Origin of the sequence: Pseudomonas sp. SW-3 (assembly GCF_016615645.1) — a bacterium.
Lineage (GTDB): Bacteria > Pseudomonadota > Gammaproteobacteria > Pseudomonadales > Pseudomonadaceae > Aquipseudomonas > Aquipseudomonas mandelii.
This window is the reverse complement of the sequence record NZ_CP067098.1, coordinates 4277140-4295247: the sequence shown is the minus strand read 5'-3', so window position 1 is coordinate 4295247 and position 18108 is coordinate 4277140. Positions and strand designations below refer to the sequence as shown.

General features: G+C 61.2%; 14 protein-coding genes, 3 tRNA genes and 1 pseudogene. 14 read left to right on the top strand and 4 right to left on the bottom strand.

The features are described from left to right. Positions 1-131: 131 nt before the first annotated feature. From accD to JIO00_RS19185, 13 genes and pseudogenes are all read left to right on the top strand, one after another. Complete coding sequence (accD, locus tag JIO00_RS19245) at positions 132-1052, top strand: acetyl-CoA carboxylase, carboxyltransferase subunit beta (RefSeq protein ID WP_010456031.1); 921 nt, start codon at positions 132-134, stop codon at positions 1050-1052. Beyond that, positions 1049-2356, top strand: a complete 1308-nt coding sequence (gene folC, locus JIO00_RS19240; protein WP_154912770.1) for a bifunctional tetrahydrofolate synthase/dihydrofolate synthase — start codon at positions 1049-1051, stop codon at positions 2354-2356. The genes accD and folC overlap by 4 nt, the downstream gene beginning before the upstream one ends. Continuing rightward, entirely contained in the window at positions 2340-3002 is a 663-nt protein-coding gene (locus tag JIO00_RS19235) for an SPOR domain-containing protein (RefSeq protein WP_010456026.1), read from the top strand. Before folC ends, JIO00_RS19235 begins: the two co-directional genes overlap by 17 nt. 98 nt (positions 3003-3100) lie before the next feature. After that, a complete protein-coding gene (locus JIO00_RS19230) occupies positions 3101-3661 on the top strand; it encodes a CvpA family protein (RefSeq protein WP_200666645.1) in 561 nt (186 codons plus the stop codon). A gap of 41 nt (positions 3662-3702) precedes the next feature. Beyond that, the gene (gene purF, locus JIO00_RS19225) at positions 3703-5208 is read left to right on the top strand and encodes an amidophosphoribosyltransferase (RefSeq protein ID WP_010456022.1); all 1506 of its coding nucleotides are present in this window, start codon (positions 3703-3705) and stop codon (positions 5206-5208) included. Between the two features lie 66 nt (positions 5209-5274). Next, on the top strand, positions 5275-6486 hold the full coding sequence (locus JIO00_RS19220) for an O-succinylhomoserine sulfhydrylase (RefSeq protein ID WP_010456020.1): 1212 nt from the start codon (positions 5275-5277) through the stop codon (positions 6484-6486). After that, complete coding sequence (locus JIO00_RS19215) at positions 6483-7256, top strand: SDR family oxidoreductase (protein ID WP_010456018.1); 774 nt, start codon at positions 6483-6485, stop codon at positions 7254-7256. Before JIO00_RS19220 ends, JIO00_RS19215 begins: the two co-directional genes overlap by 4 nt. Positions 7257-7438: 182 nt before the next feature. Continuing rightward, positions 7439-7514, top strand: a tRNA-Val gene (locus tag JIO00_RS19210). A gap of 55 nt (positions 7515-7569) precedes the next feature. Continuing rightward, a tRNA-Asp gene (locus JIO00_RS19205) sits at positions 7570-7646 on the top strand. 105 nt (positions 7647-7751) lie between these two features. After that, positions 7752-7828, top strand: a tRNA-Asp gene (locus tag JIO00_RS19200). A 249-nt stretch (positions 7829-8077) separates the two neighbouring features. Beyond that, complete coding sequence (locus JIO00_RS19195; RefSeq protein ID WP_042932721.1) at positions 8078-8587, top strand: sigma-70 family RNA polymerase sigma factor; 510 nt, start codon at positions 8078-8080, stop codon at positions 8585-8587. Beyond that, positions 8584-9534, top strand: a complete 951-nt coding sequence (locus tag JIO00_RS19190; protein WP_102594066.1) for a FecR domain-containing protein — start codon at positions 8584-8586, stop codon at positions 9532-9534. Before JIO00_RS19195 ends, JIO00_RS19190 begins: the two co-directional genes overlap by 4 nt. Positions 9535-9601: 67 nt before the next feature. After that, a pseudogene (locus JIO00_RS19185) lies at positions 9602-12024 on the top strand (TonB-dependent siderophore receptor). A gap of 146 nt (positions 12025-12170) precedes the next feature. Here JIO00_RS19185 and aldA read toward each other — a convergent pair. From aldA to JIO00_RS19165, 4 genes are read right to left on the bottom strand one after another with little or no spacing between them, the layout of a single operon-like run. Beyond that, complete coding sequence (gene aldA / locus JIO00_RS19180; RefSeq protein ID WP_200666643.1) at positions 12171-13604, bottom strand: aldehyde dehydrogenase; 1434 nt, start codon at positions 13602-13604, stop codon at positions 12171-12173. Between the two features lie 20 nt (positions 13605-13624). Next, positions 13625-14425, bottom strand: a complete 801-nt coding sequence (locus JIO00_RS19175) for an aldolase/citrate lyase family protein (protein ID WP_200666641.1) — start codon at positions 14423-14425, stop codon at positions 13625-13627. A gap of 14 nt (positions 14426-14439) precedes the next feature. Further along, positions 14440-15624, bottom strand: coding sequence for an L-rhamnonate dehydratase (gene rhmD, locus JIO00_RS19170; protein WP_172791351.1), 1185 nt, complete (start codon positions 15622-15624; stop codon positions 14440-14442). Between the two features lie 16 nt (positions 15625-15640). Beyond that, on the bottom strand, positions 15641-16936 hold the full coding sequence (locus tag JIO00_RS19165; protein ID WP_010456004.1) for an MFS transporter: 1296 nt from the start codon (positions 16934-16936) through the stop codon (positions 15641-15643). Positions 16937-17061: 125 nt separating this feature from the next. Here JIO00_RS19165 and JIO00_RS19160 point away from each other — a divergent pair, with 125 nt between their 5' ends. After that, positions 17062-18003: a LysR family transcriptional regulator gene (locus JIO00_RS19160; RefSeq protein WP_010456001.1), complete on the top strand. Its 942-nt coding sequence runs from the start codon at positions 17062-17064 to the stop codon at positions 18001-18003. Positions 18004-18108 lie beyond the last annotated feature (105 nt).

The following is an 18108-nucleotide window of genomic DNA, read 5'->3' as shown; positions in this document are numbered from 1 at the left end:
GATTGTACGCAGGTCACGTTTCGCTGACCCGGCCATCCACCGATCATCGCCACACACATGAATTTAGCTCAAGGGCATACGCGGGGCTGCGAACCAGAGCGTTCGGGCCGCCGGTACTGGAGAAAGAAAGCATGAGCAACTGGTTAGTAGACAAACTGATCCCTTCGATCATGCGTTCCGAGGTCAAGAAGAGCTCGGTGCCTGAAGGTCTGTGGCACAAATGCCCGTCTTGCGAGGCTGTGCTGTATCGTCCGGAGCTGGAAAAGACCCTGGACGTTTGCCCCAAGTGCAACCACCACATGCGTATCGGCGCCCGCGCGCGCATCGACATCTTCCTCGACGCCGAAGGCCGTGCAGAATTGGGCGCGGACCTGGAGCCGGTTGATCGCCTGAAATTCCGCGATGGCAAGAAGTACAAGGACCGCCTGACCGCTGCGCAAAAGCAGACTGGCGAAAAAGACGCACTGATCTCCATGAGCGGCACCCTGCTGGGCATGCCAGTGGTGGTCTCGGCTTTCGAGTTCTCCTTCATGGGGGGGTCGATGGGCGCCATCGTGGGTGAGCGTTTTGTCCGCGCCGCCAACTACGCGCTGGAAAACCGTTGCCCGATGATCTGTTTCGCCGCTTCCGGTGGTGCGCGGATGCAGGAAGCCCTGATCTCCCTGATGCAAATGGCCAAGACCTCTGCGGTCCTGGCGCGTCTGCGTGAAGAAGGCATTCCGTTCATCTCGGTGCTGACCGATCCGGTCTACGGCGGCGTTTCCGCCAGTCTGGCGATGCTGGGCGACGTGATTGTCGGTGAGCCGAAAGCCCTGATCGGCTTCGCCGGTCCACGCGTGATCGAACAGACCGTGCGTGAAAAACTGCCGGAAGGTTTCCAGCGTAGCGAGTTCCTGCTGGAGCACGGTGCAATCGACATGATCATTCACCGTCAGGAACTGCGTCCGCGCCTGGGCAACCTGCTGGCACAAATGATGGGTCTGCCGACGCCAAAATTCGTTGCCGCACCCATTGAGCCGATCGTGGTTCCACCGGTACCTGCCAACCTATGACCGAACGTACCCTTGGCGAGTGGCTCGCCTACCTAGAGCAGTTGCACCCTTCGGCCATCGACATGGGCCTGGAGCGCTCGCAACAGGTAGCGTCCCGCATGGGACTGGGCAAGCTGGCGCCTCGGGTGATCACGGTCACCGGCACCAATGGCAAGGGGTCCACCTGTGCATTCGTGGCCTCGTTGCTGCGGGCTCAAGGCCTGAGCGTTGGTGTCTACAATTCTCCGCACCTGCTGCGTTACAACGAGCGGGTGCAGGTCAACGGCGTCGAAGCGACGGACGCCGAGTTGTGCGAAGCCTTTGCTGCGGTCGAGGCGGGCCGTGGCGACACTTCCCTGACGTACTTCGAGATGGGCACCCTGGCGGCGTTCTGGCTGTTTCAACAGGCAGCGCTTGATGCCGTGGTGCTGGAAGTCGGCTTGGGTGGGCGTCTGGACACGGTCAACGTGGTCGATGCCGACATGGCGCTGGTCACCAGTATTGGCGTCGATCACGCCGATTACCTGGGCGATACCCGCGAATCCGTGGCTTTTGAGAAAGCCGGCATCTTCCGCCAGGGCGCGCCTGCGCTCTGTGGTGACCTGAATCCTCCGCAACCTCTGCTGGATAAAGCCCGCGAGCTCAATTGCCCGTTTTTCCTGCGTGGGCGCGATTTCGACCTCGGTGTGACCGATCACAATTGGCAATGGCGCGGTCTTGACGCTCAAGGGCGAGTGGTCGAGTTGCATGATCTGCCGTTGCTCGATCTGCCGATGGAAAACGCCGCACTGGCCTTGCAGGCTTACCTGTTGCTCGGTTTGCCGTGGGTCGATTCGCAAGTAATCAATGCGCTGACAGCGACGCGGGTGGCAGGTCGTCTTGACCGCCGTCAAATCGACTGGCAGGGCAAGCGTCTGAACCTGTTGCTGGATGTGGGGCATAACCCGCATGCAGCCGAGTATCTGGCGCGCCGTCTGGCCGTTCGTCCGCCGGTCGGCAAGCGTCTGGCGGTGTTTGGCTTGTTGGCGGACAAGGATCTGGATGGTGTTGTCAGTGAATTGAATGCTAGTGTCCAGCAATGGGCTGTCGCGCCGCTGGATTCGCCGCGTGCGCGCCCGGTGGCCGATTTGCAGGCGGCGTTGCAGAACCTTGGCGCTGCGGTAACGTCTTATGACAGTGTGGCCGCCGCCCTGGAAGGGCAGTGCGCACTGGCAACGAGCGACGACGAGATTCTGTTGTTCGGATCATTTTATTGTGTCGCCGAGGCCCTCGAATGGCTGGCCCGGCGCTCCACGGAGGAAGCGGCAAATGGCATTGCTGGATAAGGCATACAAACAGCGCATGGTTGGCGCCCTGGTTCTGGTGGCGCTGGCGGTTATTTTTCTGCCGATGCTGTTTTCCCGCCAGGATGAGCAGCGTCAAGTGACGGTCGAAGCCCCGGCTGCGCCGCAAGCACCCTCGGTGCCGCCAGTGCAGGTCGAGCCAGTGGTGGTGCCCGAGCCACAAGCGCTGCCTCAGGAACCTGTGCCAAGCGATGACGAGATCGCTCAGCAAGAAGCACCCGTGGCGCCGATCACCCCGAGTGCGCCAGCCGCGGCTGCGCCTGCTACCAAACCGGTCGCTCCCGCGCCGGTGGTCAAGCCTGCTGCGCCGACCACGCCGCCTGCCCAGCCGATTACGGCCGCGCCGGGCAAGCCAGACACGACTCAAAGCCGCGTCGATGCCAATGGCCTGTCGGTCAGCTGGTCGGTGCAACTGGCCAGTCTGTCGAGCCGTGCAAGCGCAGAAAGTTTGCAAAAAGACCTGCGCAGTCAGGGCTATAACGCCTATATCCGCACGGCCGATGGCAAGAATCGGGTGTTTGTCGGGCCGCTGATCGAGCGCGCCGAAGCGGATCGCCTGCGCGACTTGTTGGGCCGCCAGAAGAACCTCAAGGGGTTTGTGGTGCGTTTCCAGCCTGAGCGCAACTAAAACTATCGCCCCGATTTGAAATGCACTGACAATCGCAGCTTACCGATAGCCATGCGCTCTGCTAAAATGCGCCGCCTTATCCGTCTGTAGGCTGCACTGTGCCATTTACCTGGGTTGACTGGGCGATCGTTGCAATCGTCGCCATCTCCGCATTGATCAGTCTGAGCCGCGGCTTCGTCAAAGAAGCATTATCGCTGGTGACCTGGATCATCGCAGGAGTCGTCGCCTGGATGTTCGGTGGTGCATTGTCCGAGCACCTCGCCGGATACATCGAAACGCCATCAGCTCGTGTGATCACGGGCTGCGCCATCATGTTTATCGCCACGTTAATCGTAGGCGCAATGATCAATTATCTTATCGGCGAGTTGGTACGCGTCACCGGGCTATCCGGGACCGATCGATTCCTCGGCATGGCCTTCGGCGCCGCGCGTGGCGTGTTGCTGGTGGTCGTGGCGGTCGGGCTGTTGAGCCTGGGGCCGGTACAGCAGGACGGGTGGTGGCAACAGTCACAGCTCGTGCCAAAATTTCTATTGGTCGCAGACTGGTCCAAAAACCTGATCCTCGGGTGGAGCAGTCAGTGGCTTGCCAGCGGTATCAGCGTACCCGCTGAGATACCGTTCAAGGAGCACCTCTTGCCGACGGCCAAAACGCCTCTGTGAGTTGTGTTCAGTTCAGATCCATTAAGTAGGGGTTGCGTCGCATGTGTGGCATCGTCGGTATCGTCGGTAAGTCGAACGTCAATCAGGCGCTGTATGACGCGCTAACCGTCCTCCAGCACCGCGGCCAGGACGCTGCCGGTATCGTGACCAGCCATGATGGCCGGTTATTCCTGCGCAAGGACAATGGCCTGGTGCGTGACGTGTTCCATCAGCGTCACATGCAGCGCCTGGTCGGTCACATGGGCATTGGCCATGTGCGTTACCCGACCGCGGGCAGCTCGACCTCGGCCGAAGCTCAACCGTTTTACGTCAACTCGCCTTACGGCATCACCCTGGCGCACAACGGTAACCTGACCAACGTTGAACAGCTGGCCAAGGAGATTTACGAATCTGACCTGCGCCACGTCAACACCAACTCCGATTCGGAAGTGCTGCTCAACGTGTTCGCGCACGAACTGGCCCAGCGCGGCAAGTTGCAGCCTACCGAAGAAGACGTATTCGCCGCTGTAACCGACGTGCATAACCGTTGCGTCGGTGGTTATGCGGTCGTGGCAATGGTGACCGGTTACGGCATCGTCGGTTTCCGCGACCCGCACGGCATCCGCCCGATCGTCTTCGGTCAGCGTCACACCGACGAAGGCGTCGAGTACATGATCGCCTCCGAAAGCGTCTCCCTGGACGTGCTCGGCTTCACCCTTATTCGCGACCTGGCACCAGGCGAAGCGGTCTACATCACTGAAGATGGCAAGCTGCACACCCGTCAGTGCGCGACCAACCCGTCCCTGACCCCGTGCATCTTCGAACACGTCTACCTGGCGCGTCCGGACTCGATCATCGACGGCGTGTCGGTGTACAAGGCCCGTCTGCGCATGGGCGAGAAGCTCGCCGAGAAGATCCTGCGCGAACGTCCTGAACACGACATCGACGTGGTCATCCCGATCCCGGACACCAGCCGCACTGCGGCCCTGGAGCTGGCGAACCACCTGGGCGTCAAGTTCCGCGAAGGCTTCGTGAAAAACCGCTACATCGGCCGGACCTTCATCATGCCGGGCCAGGCCGCACGGAAAAAATCCGTACGCCAGAAGCTCAACGCCATCGAACTGGAATTCCGCGGCAAGAACGTGATGCTGGTGGACGACTCGATCGTTCGTGGCACCACGTGCAAGCAGATCATCCAGATGGCCCGTGAAGCCGGCGCGAAAAACGTCTACTTCTGCTCCGCAGCACCGGCCGTTCGCTACCCGAACGTCTACGGTATCGACATGCCGAGCGCTCACGAGCTGATCGCCCACAATCGTTCGACCCAGGACGTTGCCGACCTGATCGGCGCCGACTGGCTGATCTATCAGGACTTGCCTGACTTGATCGAAGCGGTCGGTGGCGGCAAGATCAAGATCGAGAAGTTCGATTGTGCGGTGTTCGACGGCCAGTACGTCACCGGTGACGTCGACGAGGCTTACCTGAACAAGATCGAGCAGGCACGTAACGATGCCTCCAAGGTCAAGACGCAGGCCGTCAGCGCGATCATTGATCTGTACAACAACTGAGTAACTACCGGCCCTGAGGGGCCGGTTTTGTATCTACTGATAAAGAACAAGGCAAGGAGTGACAGCATGAGTCAGGATTGGGATGCCGGTCGGCTGGACAGCGACCTCGAAGGCGTAGCGTTCGATACCCTGGCCGTACGCGCCGGTCAGCACCGCACGCCGGAAGGCGAACACGGTGATCCGATGTTCTTCACTTCAAGCTACGTATTCCGTACCGCTGCCGATGCGGCGGCGCGCTTTGCCGGTGAAGTGCCGGGCAACGTTTACTCGCGTTATACCAACCCGACCGTTCGCGCGTTCGAAGAGCGCATTGCCGCGCTGGAAAGCGCCGAGCAAGCGGTCGCCACGGCCACCGGCATGGCAGCGATCATGGCGGTGGTCATGAGCCTGTGCAGCGCTGGTGATCACGTGCTGGTGTCGCGCAGCGTGTTCGGCTCGACCATCAGTCTCTTCGAAAAGTACTTCAAGCGCTTCGGCATCGAAGTCGACTACGTGCCTTTGGCGGACCTGTCCGGTTGGGACGCAGCCATCAAGGCCAACACCAAATTGCTGTTCGTCGAGTCGCCGTCCAATCCATTGGCAGAGCTGGTAGACATTGCCGAGCTGGCGAAAATCGCTCATGCCAAAGGCGCGATGCTGGTGGTCGACAACTGCTTCTGCACCCCTGCGTTGCAACAACCGCTGAAGATGGGCGCGGACATCGTCGTGCACTCGGCGACCAAGTTCATCGACGGCCAGGGCCGTTGCATGGGCGGCGTTGTCGCCGGTCGCAGCGAGCAGATGAAAGAAGTGGTGGGTTTCCTGCGCACCGCCGGGCCGACCCTGAGCCCGTTTAACGCCTGGATCTTCCTCAAGGGTCTGGAAACCCTGAGCCTGCGCATGAAGGCGCATTGCGCCAACGCCCAGCAACTGGCCGAGTGGCTGGAGCAGCAGGACGGCATCGAGAAAGTCCATTACGCCGGCCTCAAGAGCCATCCGCAGCACGAACTGGCGCTGCGCCAGCAGAAAGGTTTCGGCGCCGTGGTGAGTTTCGAGGTCAAGGGCGGCAAAGAGGGCGCCTGGCGCTTTATCGATGCGACCCGTCTGATTTCGATCACCGCCAACCTGGGCGACAGCAAAACCACGATCACGCACCCGAGCACCACCTCCCACGGCCGTCTGGCGCCGCAAGAGCGTGAAGCGGCGGGCATTCGTGACAGCCTGATCCGCATCGCGGTCGGTCTGGAAGACGTGGCAGACCTGCAAGCCGATCTGGCGCGCGGGTTGGCGGCCTTGTGATCGAGTTGGCGACGCCGGGTACCGGCACCCATGGCCGCGTTGCACTGGTCACCGGTGCTGCACGCGGCATCGGGTTGGGGATCGCGGCCTGGCTGATCAGCGAAGGCTGGCAGGTGGTGCTGACCGATCTTGATCGAGAGCGTGGTTCGAAGGTGACAAAAGTGCTGGGCGCAAACGCCTGGTTCGTCGCCATGGACGTCTCGAACGAGGGGCAAGTGGCGCTGGGCGTTGCGGAGGTGCTGGGTCAATTCGGGCGTCTGGATGCGCTGGTGTGCAACGCGGCGGTGGCCGACCCGCACAACATCACCCTGGAAAGCCTCGACCTGGCTTACTGGAACCGGGTGCTGGCGGTCAATCTCAGTGGGCCAATGCTGTTGGCCAAACACTGTGCGCCGTATCTGCGCGCTCACAGCGGTGCGATCGTCAACCTGGCCTCGACCCGTGCCGGGCAATCAGAGCCTGATACAGAGGCTTACGCGGCGAGCAAGGGCGGCCTGCTGGCCCTGACTCACGCGTTGGCCATCAGCCTTGGGCCGGAAATACGCGTCAACGCGGTCAGCCCTGGCTGGATCGATGCGCGAGACCCGGCGGCACGACGTGCCGCCCCCCTGACCGATGCCGACCATGCCCAGCATCCGGCGGGCAGGGTCGGGACTGTCGAAGACGTCGCGGCGATGGTGGCGTGGCTGTTGTCGAAGAATGCCGGGTTCGTCACCGGCCAGGAATTTGTGGTCGATGGCGGCATGACCAAGAAGATGGTCTACAAGTAGAAGCTGCAAGTCTCAAGCTACAAGCGGCAAGTAAATGCGAGCCCGTGCAAGCCCGGAATACGCGATCCTGCTTTTACTTGCCGCTTGAAGCTTGTACTTGGAGCTGTTTTGAAAAAACTTCAATCCTGCTATTGACTTAGGTTCGCTACCTGCGTAAATTTCGCGGCCTCGGAGATGCAAACGGGTGATTAGCTCAGCTGGGAGAGCGTCTGCCTTACAAGCAGAATGTCGGCGGTTCGATCCCGTCATCACCCACCAAATCCGAGAGTCTTGCGAGAGCAAGATGGAAGCTGTTAAAAGCCTCCACCGACGCGCAGCGGTAGTTCAGTCGGTTAGAATACCGGCCTGTCACGCCGGGGGTCGCGGGTTCGAGTCCCGTCCGCTGCGCCATATTTTCCGAGTCAGGCTTGACCTGATTCGAGATTGAAAGAGAGATTGAAAAGTCTCGGAGCTTTCAGTCAGACGAGTTAATTGAGCGTCAGCTCAAAGCGATACGCAGCGGTAGTTCAGTCGGTTAGAATACCGGCCTGTCACGCCGGGGGTCGCGGGTTCGAGTCCCGTCCGCTGCGCCATATCTGCCTCAAGGCCCGCTGAACGCCTTGGAGCTACGAAGAAAGCCGCTGGCAATCTTCGAGTCGATAGCAAAGACCCTGGTCGAAAGACCGGGGTTTTTTGTGTCTGCGATTTGGCTTTTCTCTCATCCATACCCTCCCCAATGAACCTTTCTGCTCAGTCGATGCATAAAGGGCTTCCTTCGCACGCCTGACATTAATTAGAATCACTCTCATTTACGATAACTCCTTGGCACAGGGCTTCTTGAAATGAGCGATGCAGCGATGCCGGAGGAGCAAACCTTCCATGACTTGTACCGCGACCATCGCGGCTGGCTCGAAAACTGGTTGAGGCGGCGCATGAGCAATGGTCATGATGCGGCGGACCTGAGCCAGGATACGTTCGTGCGTGTGCTCGCCAGCTCCCAGCACATTGCTGACCTGCAAGAGCCCCGCGCCTACCTGGCGACCGTGGGCAAACGGCTGCTGACCAACTTCTACAAGCGCCGCAGCCTCGAACAGGCTTACCTCAACGCCCTGGCGCTGCTGCCCGAAGACTGCGTGCCATCCCCTGAGCAGCGCTGGATTCTGCTGGAAACCCTGCAAGCCCTCGACGAATTGCTCGATGGATTGCCGACCCCGGTACGACGGGCATTTCTCTGGAGCCAACTGGAAGGCCTGGGTTACCAGCAAATCGCCGAGCGCCTGCAAGTCTCCGAACGCACGATCAAGCGCTACATGGCCCAAGCCTACGAACACTGCCTGCTGGTGGACCTGTGATCGGTTCAGCCCCTTCGGCCGACGCCCGCCAAGTCATGCGGGCTGCCGCGCAGTGGCTGGCGCTGATGGAATCGGGCACTGCCAATGAGCAGGACCGTGCCGAGTTGCAGACCTGGCGTGACAGCCATTCCAGTCACGAACAGGCCTGGCAGAAAGCGCAACGCTTGCGTCAACGTTTTAGCGACCTGCCTTCAGCATTGGCGATGGCCAGTCTGGATAGGCCGCAGCCGAGCCGGCGTGCGGTGCTCAAGCGCGCCGTGGGAGCGGTGGCGTTGGTGCCGACTGCCTGGCTGATCAGTCGGCAGTTGCCTTTGGATGTCTGGGGCGCCGACCTGCGCACGGCGACCGGCGAGGGCAAGAAAGTCCGGTTGACCGATGGCAGCTCGCTGCAATTGAACACCGCGAGCGCCGTCGATATCGATCTGAACACTCGGCTACTGAAGCTCGTGGAGGGCGAAATAGCCCTGAAAGTCCCCGGTTCGTCGCCGCTGACGATCCAGACTCACTTCGGCCAGGTAGTCGTCAGTCAGAGCGAAGTGTGTGTTCGCCAGTGGCCGACGGGTTGCCGGGTGTCGGTGCTCAACGGCGCGGTGCAGTTGGAGCCTTTGCGCGGACCGGTCTTTTCATTGCGCGCAGGCCAGCAAGTCAGCCTTCAGGCGGCAGGTGCCGGCGCTGTGGAGCCCTTCGACGTGCTTGCTCCAGGCTGGCGAGACGGTGTGTTGATGGCACAGAACCAGCCTCTGGGGGATTTCCTGCGTGAACTCAGCACCTATCGCCCGGGTGTGCTGCGCTGGGAGCCGGAACTGGAATCCCTGCGTGTCACCGGCAGTTTTCGCCTGGAAGACACCGATCGTATCCTCACGCTGTTAGCGGCCAGCTTGCCGCTGGAGGTGCATTCGCGTACGCGTTATTGGGTCACGCTACTGCCGCGCAAAAATAGTGTTTGAAGGGTGTCCCCTTTTTTCGCGTCGCTTGTCATTCAAGGCAAGTGAACGAATCAAGAGAGCTTCTTCAATGCCCGCAGTGTTCCCGTCGAGTCCGCGTTTGGCTTCATCCCGCCTGCGCCCGTTAATGCACTTGAGCCTGTTGCTGAGCCTCAGTGCCTGTCCGTTGTTTATCACCGCCGGTTGGGCCGAAGACGCGCCTCGACGCAGTTATCAGGTGCCGGCAGGCAGCCTTGGTGCAGCGCTGACCCGTTTCGCGGGTCTGGCCGGGGTCAATCTGTCTGTGGACCCGGCGCTGGTGAGCGGTCGCAACAGCCCCGGTCTGTCCGGCGAGTTCGCCGTGGAGGAGGGCTTTGCGCGGCTGTTGCAGGGTTCCGGTCTGCAATTGCAACCGGTGGGCGAGCAGGCCTACATCCTGACCCCGGCGCCCGAAGGCAGCGGTCTGCAACTCGGCGCCACCTCGATTCTCGGTTCCATCGACCCGGTGGACGGTGATCCGTATGCCGGCGGCCAGGTCTCGCGTCGCGGTTCGCAAGGCTTGCTGGGCTCCAAAGATTTCATGGAAACGCCGTTCAGCATGACCACCTACACCAGCGAGGTGGTCAAGAACCAGCAGGCGCGGACCTTGGGCGACCTGATCGCCAACGATCCATCGGTTCGTGCCACGAACCCGGCGGGTGGGCGCTATGAGCAGTTCACCATTCGAGGGTTGAGCCTGTTCAACAGTGATGTTGCCTACAACGGTCTCTACGGCGTGTTGCCGACTTATACGATTGATATGGAGATGGCCGATCGTGTCGATGTGATCAAAGGTCCGAGCCAACTGATCAACGGCATCTCGCCGCGGGGCAGCGTGGGTGGCGGGATCAACGTGGTGGCCAAGCGCGCCACCGACAAGCCCATTACTTCGTTTACCGGTATGTACGCTTCCGACAGCCAGGTCGGCGGCGCAGTGGATGTTGGCCGCGCTTTGGTGAAGACAACAAGTTCGGCATTCGTTTCAATGGCGTGAAGCAGTCCGGCGACACCGAATGGGATCAGCAGAATGTCGATCGCGAGATGGCCGTGCTGGGCCTGGATTTTCGCGGTGAACGCCTGCGTCTTTCGACGGACGTCGGCCGTACCGAGCGTGATACCGACGCGCCGCAGGAGCGGGTGCAGGTCAACGCCAACGCGCAGGTTCCACATGCCAGCGATGTGCGTCACAACTATGCACAACCCTGGAGCAAGGCGAGTACCAACGACACCTTCGGCACGGTGAACGCCGAATTCGACGTCAACGATTCCGTCATGCTCTACGGCGGTGTGGGCGCGCGCAAAAGCAATCATGACTTTCTCCGGCATGCCGTCGCGGTCACCAACGACAAGGGCGATTTCAGCGTTCAACCCCGTGATTTCACCCGCGACGAAAACGTCCGGACGGCCACGGCTGGGGTGCGCAACTGGTTTCATACCGGCCCGGTGAGCCACGAGGTCAACCTGGCGGCCAGTTATTTCTACATGGACTTCGAGAACGGTGGAGCACGTTACGCGGCGGCCCCCAGCAACCTCTACAACCCTGTGGAAACACCGACGCCGGTCAGGCCGACGCGCCAGGATCCGAAGGTCTATACCGAGAACCGCTTCAGCGGCGTGGCCTTGTCCGACACCCTGGGATTCTTCGATGACCGGCTGCTGCTGACCCTGGGCGCCCGCTGGCAGCGGGTGAAGGTCGACGACTGGTCGGATAACGTCAAAGGCGACACGGCCTACGACGAGGAAAAGGTTTCGCCGTCGGGTGGCATCCTGTTCAAGGCCACCGATAAGCTGTCGCTGTACGCGAACTACATGGAAGGCCTGAGCCAAGGCAAGATCGCGCCATCGACCTCGATCAACGAAGACGAGATTTTCCCGCCATTCATCAGCCGCCAGGTCGAGGTCGGCGCCAAGTATGACGCTGGCGCGTTTGCCATGACCGCTGCGGTGTTCCGGATCAAGCAGCCGGCCTATGAGACCAACGCCACTACGCGGGTTTTCGGCCCGAACGGCAAGCGTGAAAACACGGGTGTGGAACTGAGTGTGTTCGGTGAACCGCTCGAGGGTTTCCGCTTGCTCGGCGGTGTCATGTATATCGACAGCGAGTTGACCAACACCGCCAATGGCACCTTCGACGGCAACCGGGCGCCGGCCACTCCGAAATACAACGTCAACCTGGGCGCCGAGTGGGACGTGCCGACCGTGCAGGGCCTGACCCTCACCAGCCGGGGCATCTATTCCAGTTCGCAGTATCTGGACCAGTCCAACAACAAGGAGATCGACTCGTGGGAGCGTTTCGACGTGGGCGCACGCTACGCGTTCAAGGTCGAGGAAAAGAACATCACATTGCGCGCCAACATCGAGAACGTGGCCGACAAGCGCTACTGGAGTTCGGCCGGGGCGTCGGATGACAGTGAGCCAGGGTTGACGCTGTCGACACCGCGGACCTATCTGCTTTCGGCGACCGTCGACTTCTGACGGCATCGCGTTGACTGACCCGACGCCATCGCGAGCAGGCTCGCTCCCACACTGGTTTTGTGTTGTTGCATAGATTTAATCAACAACACCAATCCCCTGTGGGAGCGAGCCTGCTCGCGATAGCGGCATCAGCAACGCCGCAAGACTCAGCCCTGCAAATACACCGCATGCGTATGGGTGTACTCGTAAAGCCCATGCTTGCCATCCGCGCCGCCAATCCCGGATTTACGCACCCCGGCATGGAAGCCCTGCATGGCCTCGAAGTTCTCGCGGTTGACGTAAGTCTCACCAAAATCCAGCTCGCGCATTGCGTGCATGGTTTTACTGAGGTCGCGGGTGTAGATCGACGAAGTCAGGCCATAGTCGCAGTCGTTGGCCAGGGCGATGGCTTCGTCGAGGTCGTCGATAATCTGGATCGGCAGCACCGGGCCGAAAATCTCTTCGCGCATGATCTCCATGTCGGCGCTGCACCCGGCCAATACCGTGGGCTGGAAGTGAAAGCCGTTCGGCAAATCGGCAATCTGCCCACCGCTGATCAGACTCGCGCCCTGGCTCAAGGCCGTGCGCACTTTGCGGTTGACGCTGTCCAGGCCCTGACGGTTGATCAGCGGGCCCATTTCCACCTCTGGCCGGGCAATCGGATCGCCATACCGGGTGGCGCTCATCGCCGCTGCGATGCGTTCGATAAACGAGTCGGCGACCTTGCGTTCGACGTACACCCGCTCGGCGCAATTGCACACCTGACCGCTGTTGATGATCCGCGAATCGCGAATGGCTTTTACTGCCAGATCAAGGTCGGCATCCGCCAGCACAATGGCCGGCGCCTTGCCGCCCAGTTCCAGGTTGAGTTTGGTGATGTTCGGTGCGGCGGCGGCCATGATTCGCGAACCGGTGTCGACGCTGCCGGTGAAGCTGATCATGTCCACGCCCTTGTGCGCACTGAGCGCCGCGCCCACTCGACCATCGCCGCAAACCACGTTGAACACGCCCGCCGGCAGATCGGTTTCGGCCACCAGCCGGGCGAATTCGAAGCAGTTGTTCGGGGTTTCTTCACTGGGTTTGATCACGATGGTATTGCCGGTCAGCAGGGCCGGCGCCATCTTGCGGGCGATCAGGAAAAACGGGAAATTCCACGGCAGAATCCCGGCGACCACGCCCAGTGGTTTGCGAAACAGAAAGATGTTTTCGTTCTGCCGGTCGCTGGTGATGATTTCGCCTTCGATGCGCCGGGCCCACTCGGCCATGTAGTCGAGGTAGTCGGCGGTGAAATTGACTTCCACTTCCGCCAGGCCGCTGACCTTGCCTTGTTCGAGGGTGATGGTGCGGGCCAAGTGCTGGACGTTCTCCCGCAGCTTGGCGGCGATCCGGCGTAGATGCCCGGCGCGTTCAATCGCCGGTTTGCGCGACCAATCTTTTTGCGCGGCGCGCGCGGCGGCAAGGGCGCGGTCGACGTCTTCGGCCGTCGAGGCCGGGACTTTCGACAGCACGACACCCGTGGCCGGGTTGATCACATCGAGATGGGCAGTGCTGGCCACGAACTGGCCGTTGATGAAGTTTTCGTACACGGGCACGGACGACATTGGGGCGACTCCTTGGCTGATCAGTAAGTGCGCGACGGCGCGTGTTCGGTGGCCGGTGCGCGGTAACGGGCGAGGGTGGCCGTGGCGCTTTGGCGCAGCAGGCTGATGTCGATGGCCACGGCAATGAACTGGCAGCCCCAGCTTTGATAGCGGCGCGCGTCTTCTTCGTTCGGCGCGAGGATGCCGCAAGCCTTGCCGGCTGCGAGCGTTGCTTTCACTGCGTGCTGGATGCGTTCCTGAACGTCAGGATGGCCAGGGTTGCCGGCATGGCCGAGGCCGATGGACAAATCCGCCGGGCCGATAAACACCGCGTCGACGCCTTCGACGGCGGCGATCGCTTCGACGTTTTCCACGCCAATCCGCGATTCCACCTGAACGATCAGGCACAACTGCTCATGGACGGTGTTCAAATAATCCGGCACGCCGTCCCAGCGCGTGGCGCGAGTCAGGCCGCCGCCGACGCCACGAATGCCATGCGGCGGATAGCGCATGGCGCGCACCAGGGCGGCCGCTTGCTCTGCGGTTTCCACCATCGGAATCATCAGCGTCTGCGCACCGATATCCAGCAGTTGCTTGATCAGGTTGGCGTCGCCCGTCACCGCACGCACGACGGGCGCCGTGGTGTAGGGCGCCACCGCCTGCAATTGCGCGAGTACGCCGGGCACGGTGTTCGGCGCGTGTTCACCGTCGATCAGCATCCAGTCGTAACCGGTGGTGGCGACGATTTCGGCGGCGTAGCCGGTGGCGAAACCGGCCCAGATTCCGTACTGGGTCGCCGGATTTTTCAGCGCGGCCTTGAAAGCGTTGTGAGGCATGTTCATAGCGGGGTCCTTTCTCAGCGGTTGTACGGCCGATGCAGGTGGCATTCCGGATTCAGGGTCACGCCGAAACCTGGCTGGTCGAGTGCCGACAGGCGCATGCGGCCGTTCACCGGCACCGGTTCGCCGAGCAATTGCGGGTGGAACATCGGCACCACTTCGTCAGCCTTCGGCGCCATCATCAGAAACTCGGCGAACGGGCTGTTATGCCGGGTGGCGACGAAGTGGTAGCTGTACACCGAAGAGCCGTGAGGAATCACCAGCGCGTTGTGGGCATCGGCCAGGGCGGAAATCTTCACCAGTTCGGTGATCCCGCCGCACCAGCCGACGTCCGGCTGGATGATGTCGCAGCAGCCCATTTCCAGGAGCATGCGGAAACCCCAGCGGGTGGCTTCGTGTTCGCCAGTGGTCACCAGCATGCCTTTGGGCACGTTGTTGCGCAGGGCCGCGTAGCCCCAGTAATCGTCCGGCGGCAGAGCCTCTTCGATCCACTTCAAGCCGTACTCGTGGGCGCCGACCGCCAGCTTGGTGGCGTAGTTGAGGTCCAGGCTCATCCAGCAATCGAGCATCAGCCAGAAGTCCGGGCCCACCCGCTCGCGCATGGTCGCCAGTTCTTCGAGGTTCTTGCGCAGGCCTTCCTCGCCTTCGGCCGGGCCGTGGTGCAACGGCATCTTGCCGCCAATGAAGCCCATTTTCTGTGCCAGGTCCGGACGGGCGCCGGTGGCGTAGAACTGCAATTCGTCGCGCACCGCACCGCCGAGCAACTGATGCACCGGCTCTTTGCGGATCTTGCCGAGCAAGTCCCACAACGCCAGATCAACCCCGGAGATCGTGTTGATGACGATGCCTTTGCGACCGTAATACAGGGTCGATTGGTACATCTGGTCCCAGATTTTTTCGATGTCGGTCACCCGTGCGCCTTCGAGAAAACGCGCCAAGTGTTTTTCGACAATGTACGCGGCAGGCTCGCCACCGGTGGTGACGGCGAAACCGACCGTGCCGTCGCTGGCTTCGATCTCGACCACCAGCGTGCCGAGCACGTTGATGCCGAAGGTGCGGCGGCTCTGGCGGTACTCGGGGTATTTGCTCATCGGCGTGGCAATGTGATCGTCGATCCAGTGACCGTCCGCCTGATCGTGATAATCCGCGCCGCCGCCTCTCAACGTGAAGGCGCGGACGTGTTTGATGGTTGGAATGCCCATGGTGTGACTCCTCAGGTTAAACGGTGGCCGGTGTGTTGGAAGGCTTGTGGACGGGTGAGCGGATGCCCAGGACCAGCAACGCGGCGATGACGGTGGTGCCGGCCAGCACGTACAAGCCTGCGGCCGGTGAATGGAAGGCGCCTTCGGCCCAGTTCTTCAGGACCGGGGCGATGAAGCCGCCGAGGGCGCCGAACGAGTTGATCAAAGCGATCCCGGCTGCAGCGGCGCTGCCGGCGAGATAGCTGGAAGGGAAGGTCCAGAACACCGGTTGCACCGCGATGAAACCGGAAGCGGCGAAACACAGGGCGACGATGCCGAGGAACGGGCTGGCGAAGGTCACCGAGCAGGCGATTCCGGCTGCGGACATCAGCAACGTCAGGCAGGCGGTGCGGCGACGTTCGCCGGTGCGGTCGCTGTAGCCGGGGATCAGGTACGCCGCGACTATCGCGCAGATCCATGGGATCGCCGTGACCAGTCCGACCATCAGCCCGACCTTGGTGCCCAGCAGCCCGCCGACCTGGGTCGGCAGATAGAACACCACGCCGTAGACGCTGGCCTGAATCAGCAGATAAATCAGGCACAAGTACAGGACTGAGGGTTGGCACAGAACATTGAGCAGGCTGCGGCCATGATTCTGTTTGTGGCTGTCTTCTTGATCGAGGATGCCTTGCACTTGCTGGCGTTCTTCAACCGTCAGCCACTTCGCGTCGGCCGGGCGATTGTCCAGATACCAATAGGCCCAGACGCCCACCGCCGTGGCCATCAAGCCTTCAACCGCGAACAGCCACTGCCAGCCGTGGACGCCGGCAAATCCGTCCAGCTCCAGCAGCAAGCCAGACAACGGACTGCCAAAGATGAACGCCAGCGGTGCACCGAAGTAGAAAAAGCCCATGGCTTTGCCGCGCGCGGCGCTGGGGAACCAGTAGGTGAGGTAAAGGATGACGCCGGGGAAGAAGCCGGCCTCGGCCACGCCCAGCAAGAAGCGCAGGACGTAGAAACTGGTTTCGGTGTGAGCAAAGACCATGGCGGCGGAGACCAGGCCCCAGGTCACCATGATCCGGCACATCCACAGGCGGGCGCCGACACGGTGCAGGATCAGATTGCTCGGCACTTCAAGCAGCGCGTAACCCACGAAAAACACCCCGGCGCCGAAGGCGAAGGCAGCGTCGCTGATATTGGTGTCGGCTTGAAAGGCTTGCTTGGCGAACCCGACGTTGGCGCGGTCGAGGAAGGCCATGATGTACATCAGTAGCAGGAAGGGGAGTAGCCGCCAGGAAATTTTGGCGAGCAGAGGCGCAGGTAGAGTCTTCATCGCAGTTTTCCTTTGGTAGGGCATTTGTTCTTATGGGAAAGACTGTACGGCCGCGGATCGATGCGTTACAAATCGAATCTAGCTCACAACTGATACCTTGAGGGTATCGATAACAAAGGCCCGCCATGACCACGCCGATCATCTCCCGCAGCCTGCTCAACCGCCTGCGCTACAAGCATTTGCACATGCTGGTGACGCTCAGCAGCAGCCAGAACCTGCACCGCGCCTCGCAAAGCCTGAACATGTCGCAACCGGCGGCGACCCGGATGCTGCATGAGATTGAAGACATGTTCGGCTGCGATCTGTTCGAGCGCCTGCCGCGCGGAATGCGGCCAACAGCGCTGGGCAGCGAGTTGATTCGTTTCGCCGAATCCGCCCTCAGCGGCCTCGACCGCTGCGCCGAAGACCTGATCGCGCGGCAGCAGGGCGGTTACGGTTATCTGTCCATCGGCACCATCATGGGCGCCGCACCGGACCTGGTGATGGATTCGATTGCCGAAATCAAGGCGCTCAATCCGCAATTGCGCATTCGCATCATGGGCGACACCAGCGATCAGGTGATCCAGTTGCTGGAGCAGGGCCGCATCGACCTCGCCATTGCCCGTCGCAACGCTGCCACCGACAGCGAACATTACGAGTTCGAACAACTGGGCAACGAACGGTTGCTGGTTGTCGTTCACGCCGGTCATCCCTTGGTGCAACGGGAAACGCTCGAACTCTCGGAACTGGTCAGCGGCTGGCCGTGGATCCTGCAGCCGGAAACCAGCCCGGCGCGCATCGGGCTGGATCAGGCCTTGCAGCGCCTGGCCTTGCCGACACCCGCCGACATCATCGAATGCAGCTCGGTGTACTCGATGCAGCAACTGATTCAACTGACCGACGCCATCATGGTGCTCTCGGAAACCGCGTTGCGCGACTACCTGAAAATGGGTCTGGTGGTGGCGCTGCCGGTGGAGCTGGATGTGCAACTGGCACCGTTCGGATTGTTGCTGCGCAAGGGTGAACACATCAGCCGGGAGTTGGGTTTGTTCATCGATTTGCTTCGCCGGAAAGCGGCGGTTTTCTGATTCTTTGGTCAGATTTTTGTTGCCAGTTGTTTTCTACAAGCCGATATACCTATAAAGTTAACCTTTCGGTCAGCTTTGCACTGTCAACACAGCCCTTTGCCTCGT

Bases quoted from the DNA above. Each gene is read 5' to 3' on its own strand.
- accD (WP_010456031.1), top strand. From the start codon at position 132: ATGAGCAACTGGTTAGTAGACAAACTGATCCCTTCGATCATGCGTTCC.
- folC (WP_154912770.1), top strand. From the start codon at position 1,049: ATGACCGAACGTACCCTTGGCGAGTGGCTCGCCTACCTAGAGCAGTTG.
- JIO00_RS19235 (WP_010456026.1), top strand. From the start codon at position 2,340: ATGGCATTGCTGGATAAGGCATACAAACAGCGCATGGTTGGCGCCCTG.
- purF (WP_010456022.1), top strand. From the start codon at position 3,703: ATGTGTGGCATCGTCGGTATCGTCGGTAAGTCGAACGTCAATCAGGCG.
- JIO00_RS19220 (WP_010456020.1), top strand. From the start codon at position 5,275: ATGAGTCAGGATTGGGATGCCGGTCGGCTGGACAGCGACCTCGAAGGC.
- JIO00_RS19195 (WP_042932721.1), top strand. From the start codon at position 8,078: ATGAGCGATGCAGCGATGCCGGAGGAGCAAACCTTCCATGACTTGTAC.
- aldA (WP_200666643.1), bottom strand. From the start codon at position 13,604: ATGTCGTCCGTGCCCGTGTACGAAAACTTCATCAACGGCCAGTTCGTG.
- JIO00_RS19175 (WP_200666641.1), bottom strand. From the start codon at position 14,425: ATGAACATGCCTCACAACGCTTTCAAGGCCGCGCTGAAAAATCCGGCG.
- rhmD (WP_172791351.1), bottom strand. From the start codon at position 15,624: ATGGGCATTCCAACCATCAAACACGTCCGCGCCTTCACGTTGAGAGGC.
- JIO00_RS19165 (WP_010456004.1), bottom strand. From the start codon at position 16,936: ATGAAGACTCTACCTGCGCCTCTGCTCGCCAAAATTTCCTGGCGGCTA.
- JIO00_RS19160 (WP_010456001.1), top strand. From the start codon at position 17,062: ATGACCACGCCGATCATCTCCCGCAGCCTGCTCAACCGCCTGCGCTAC.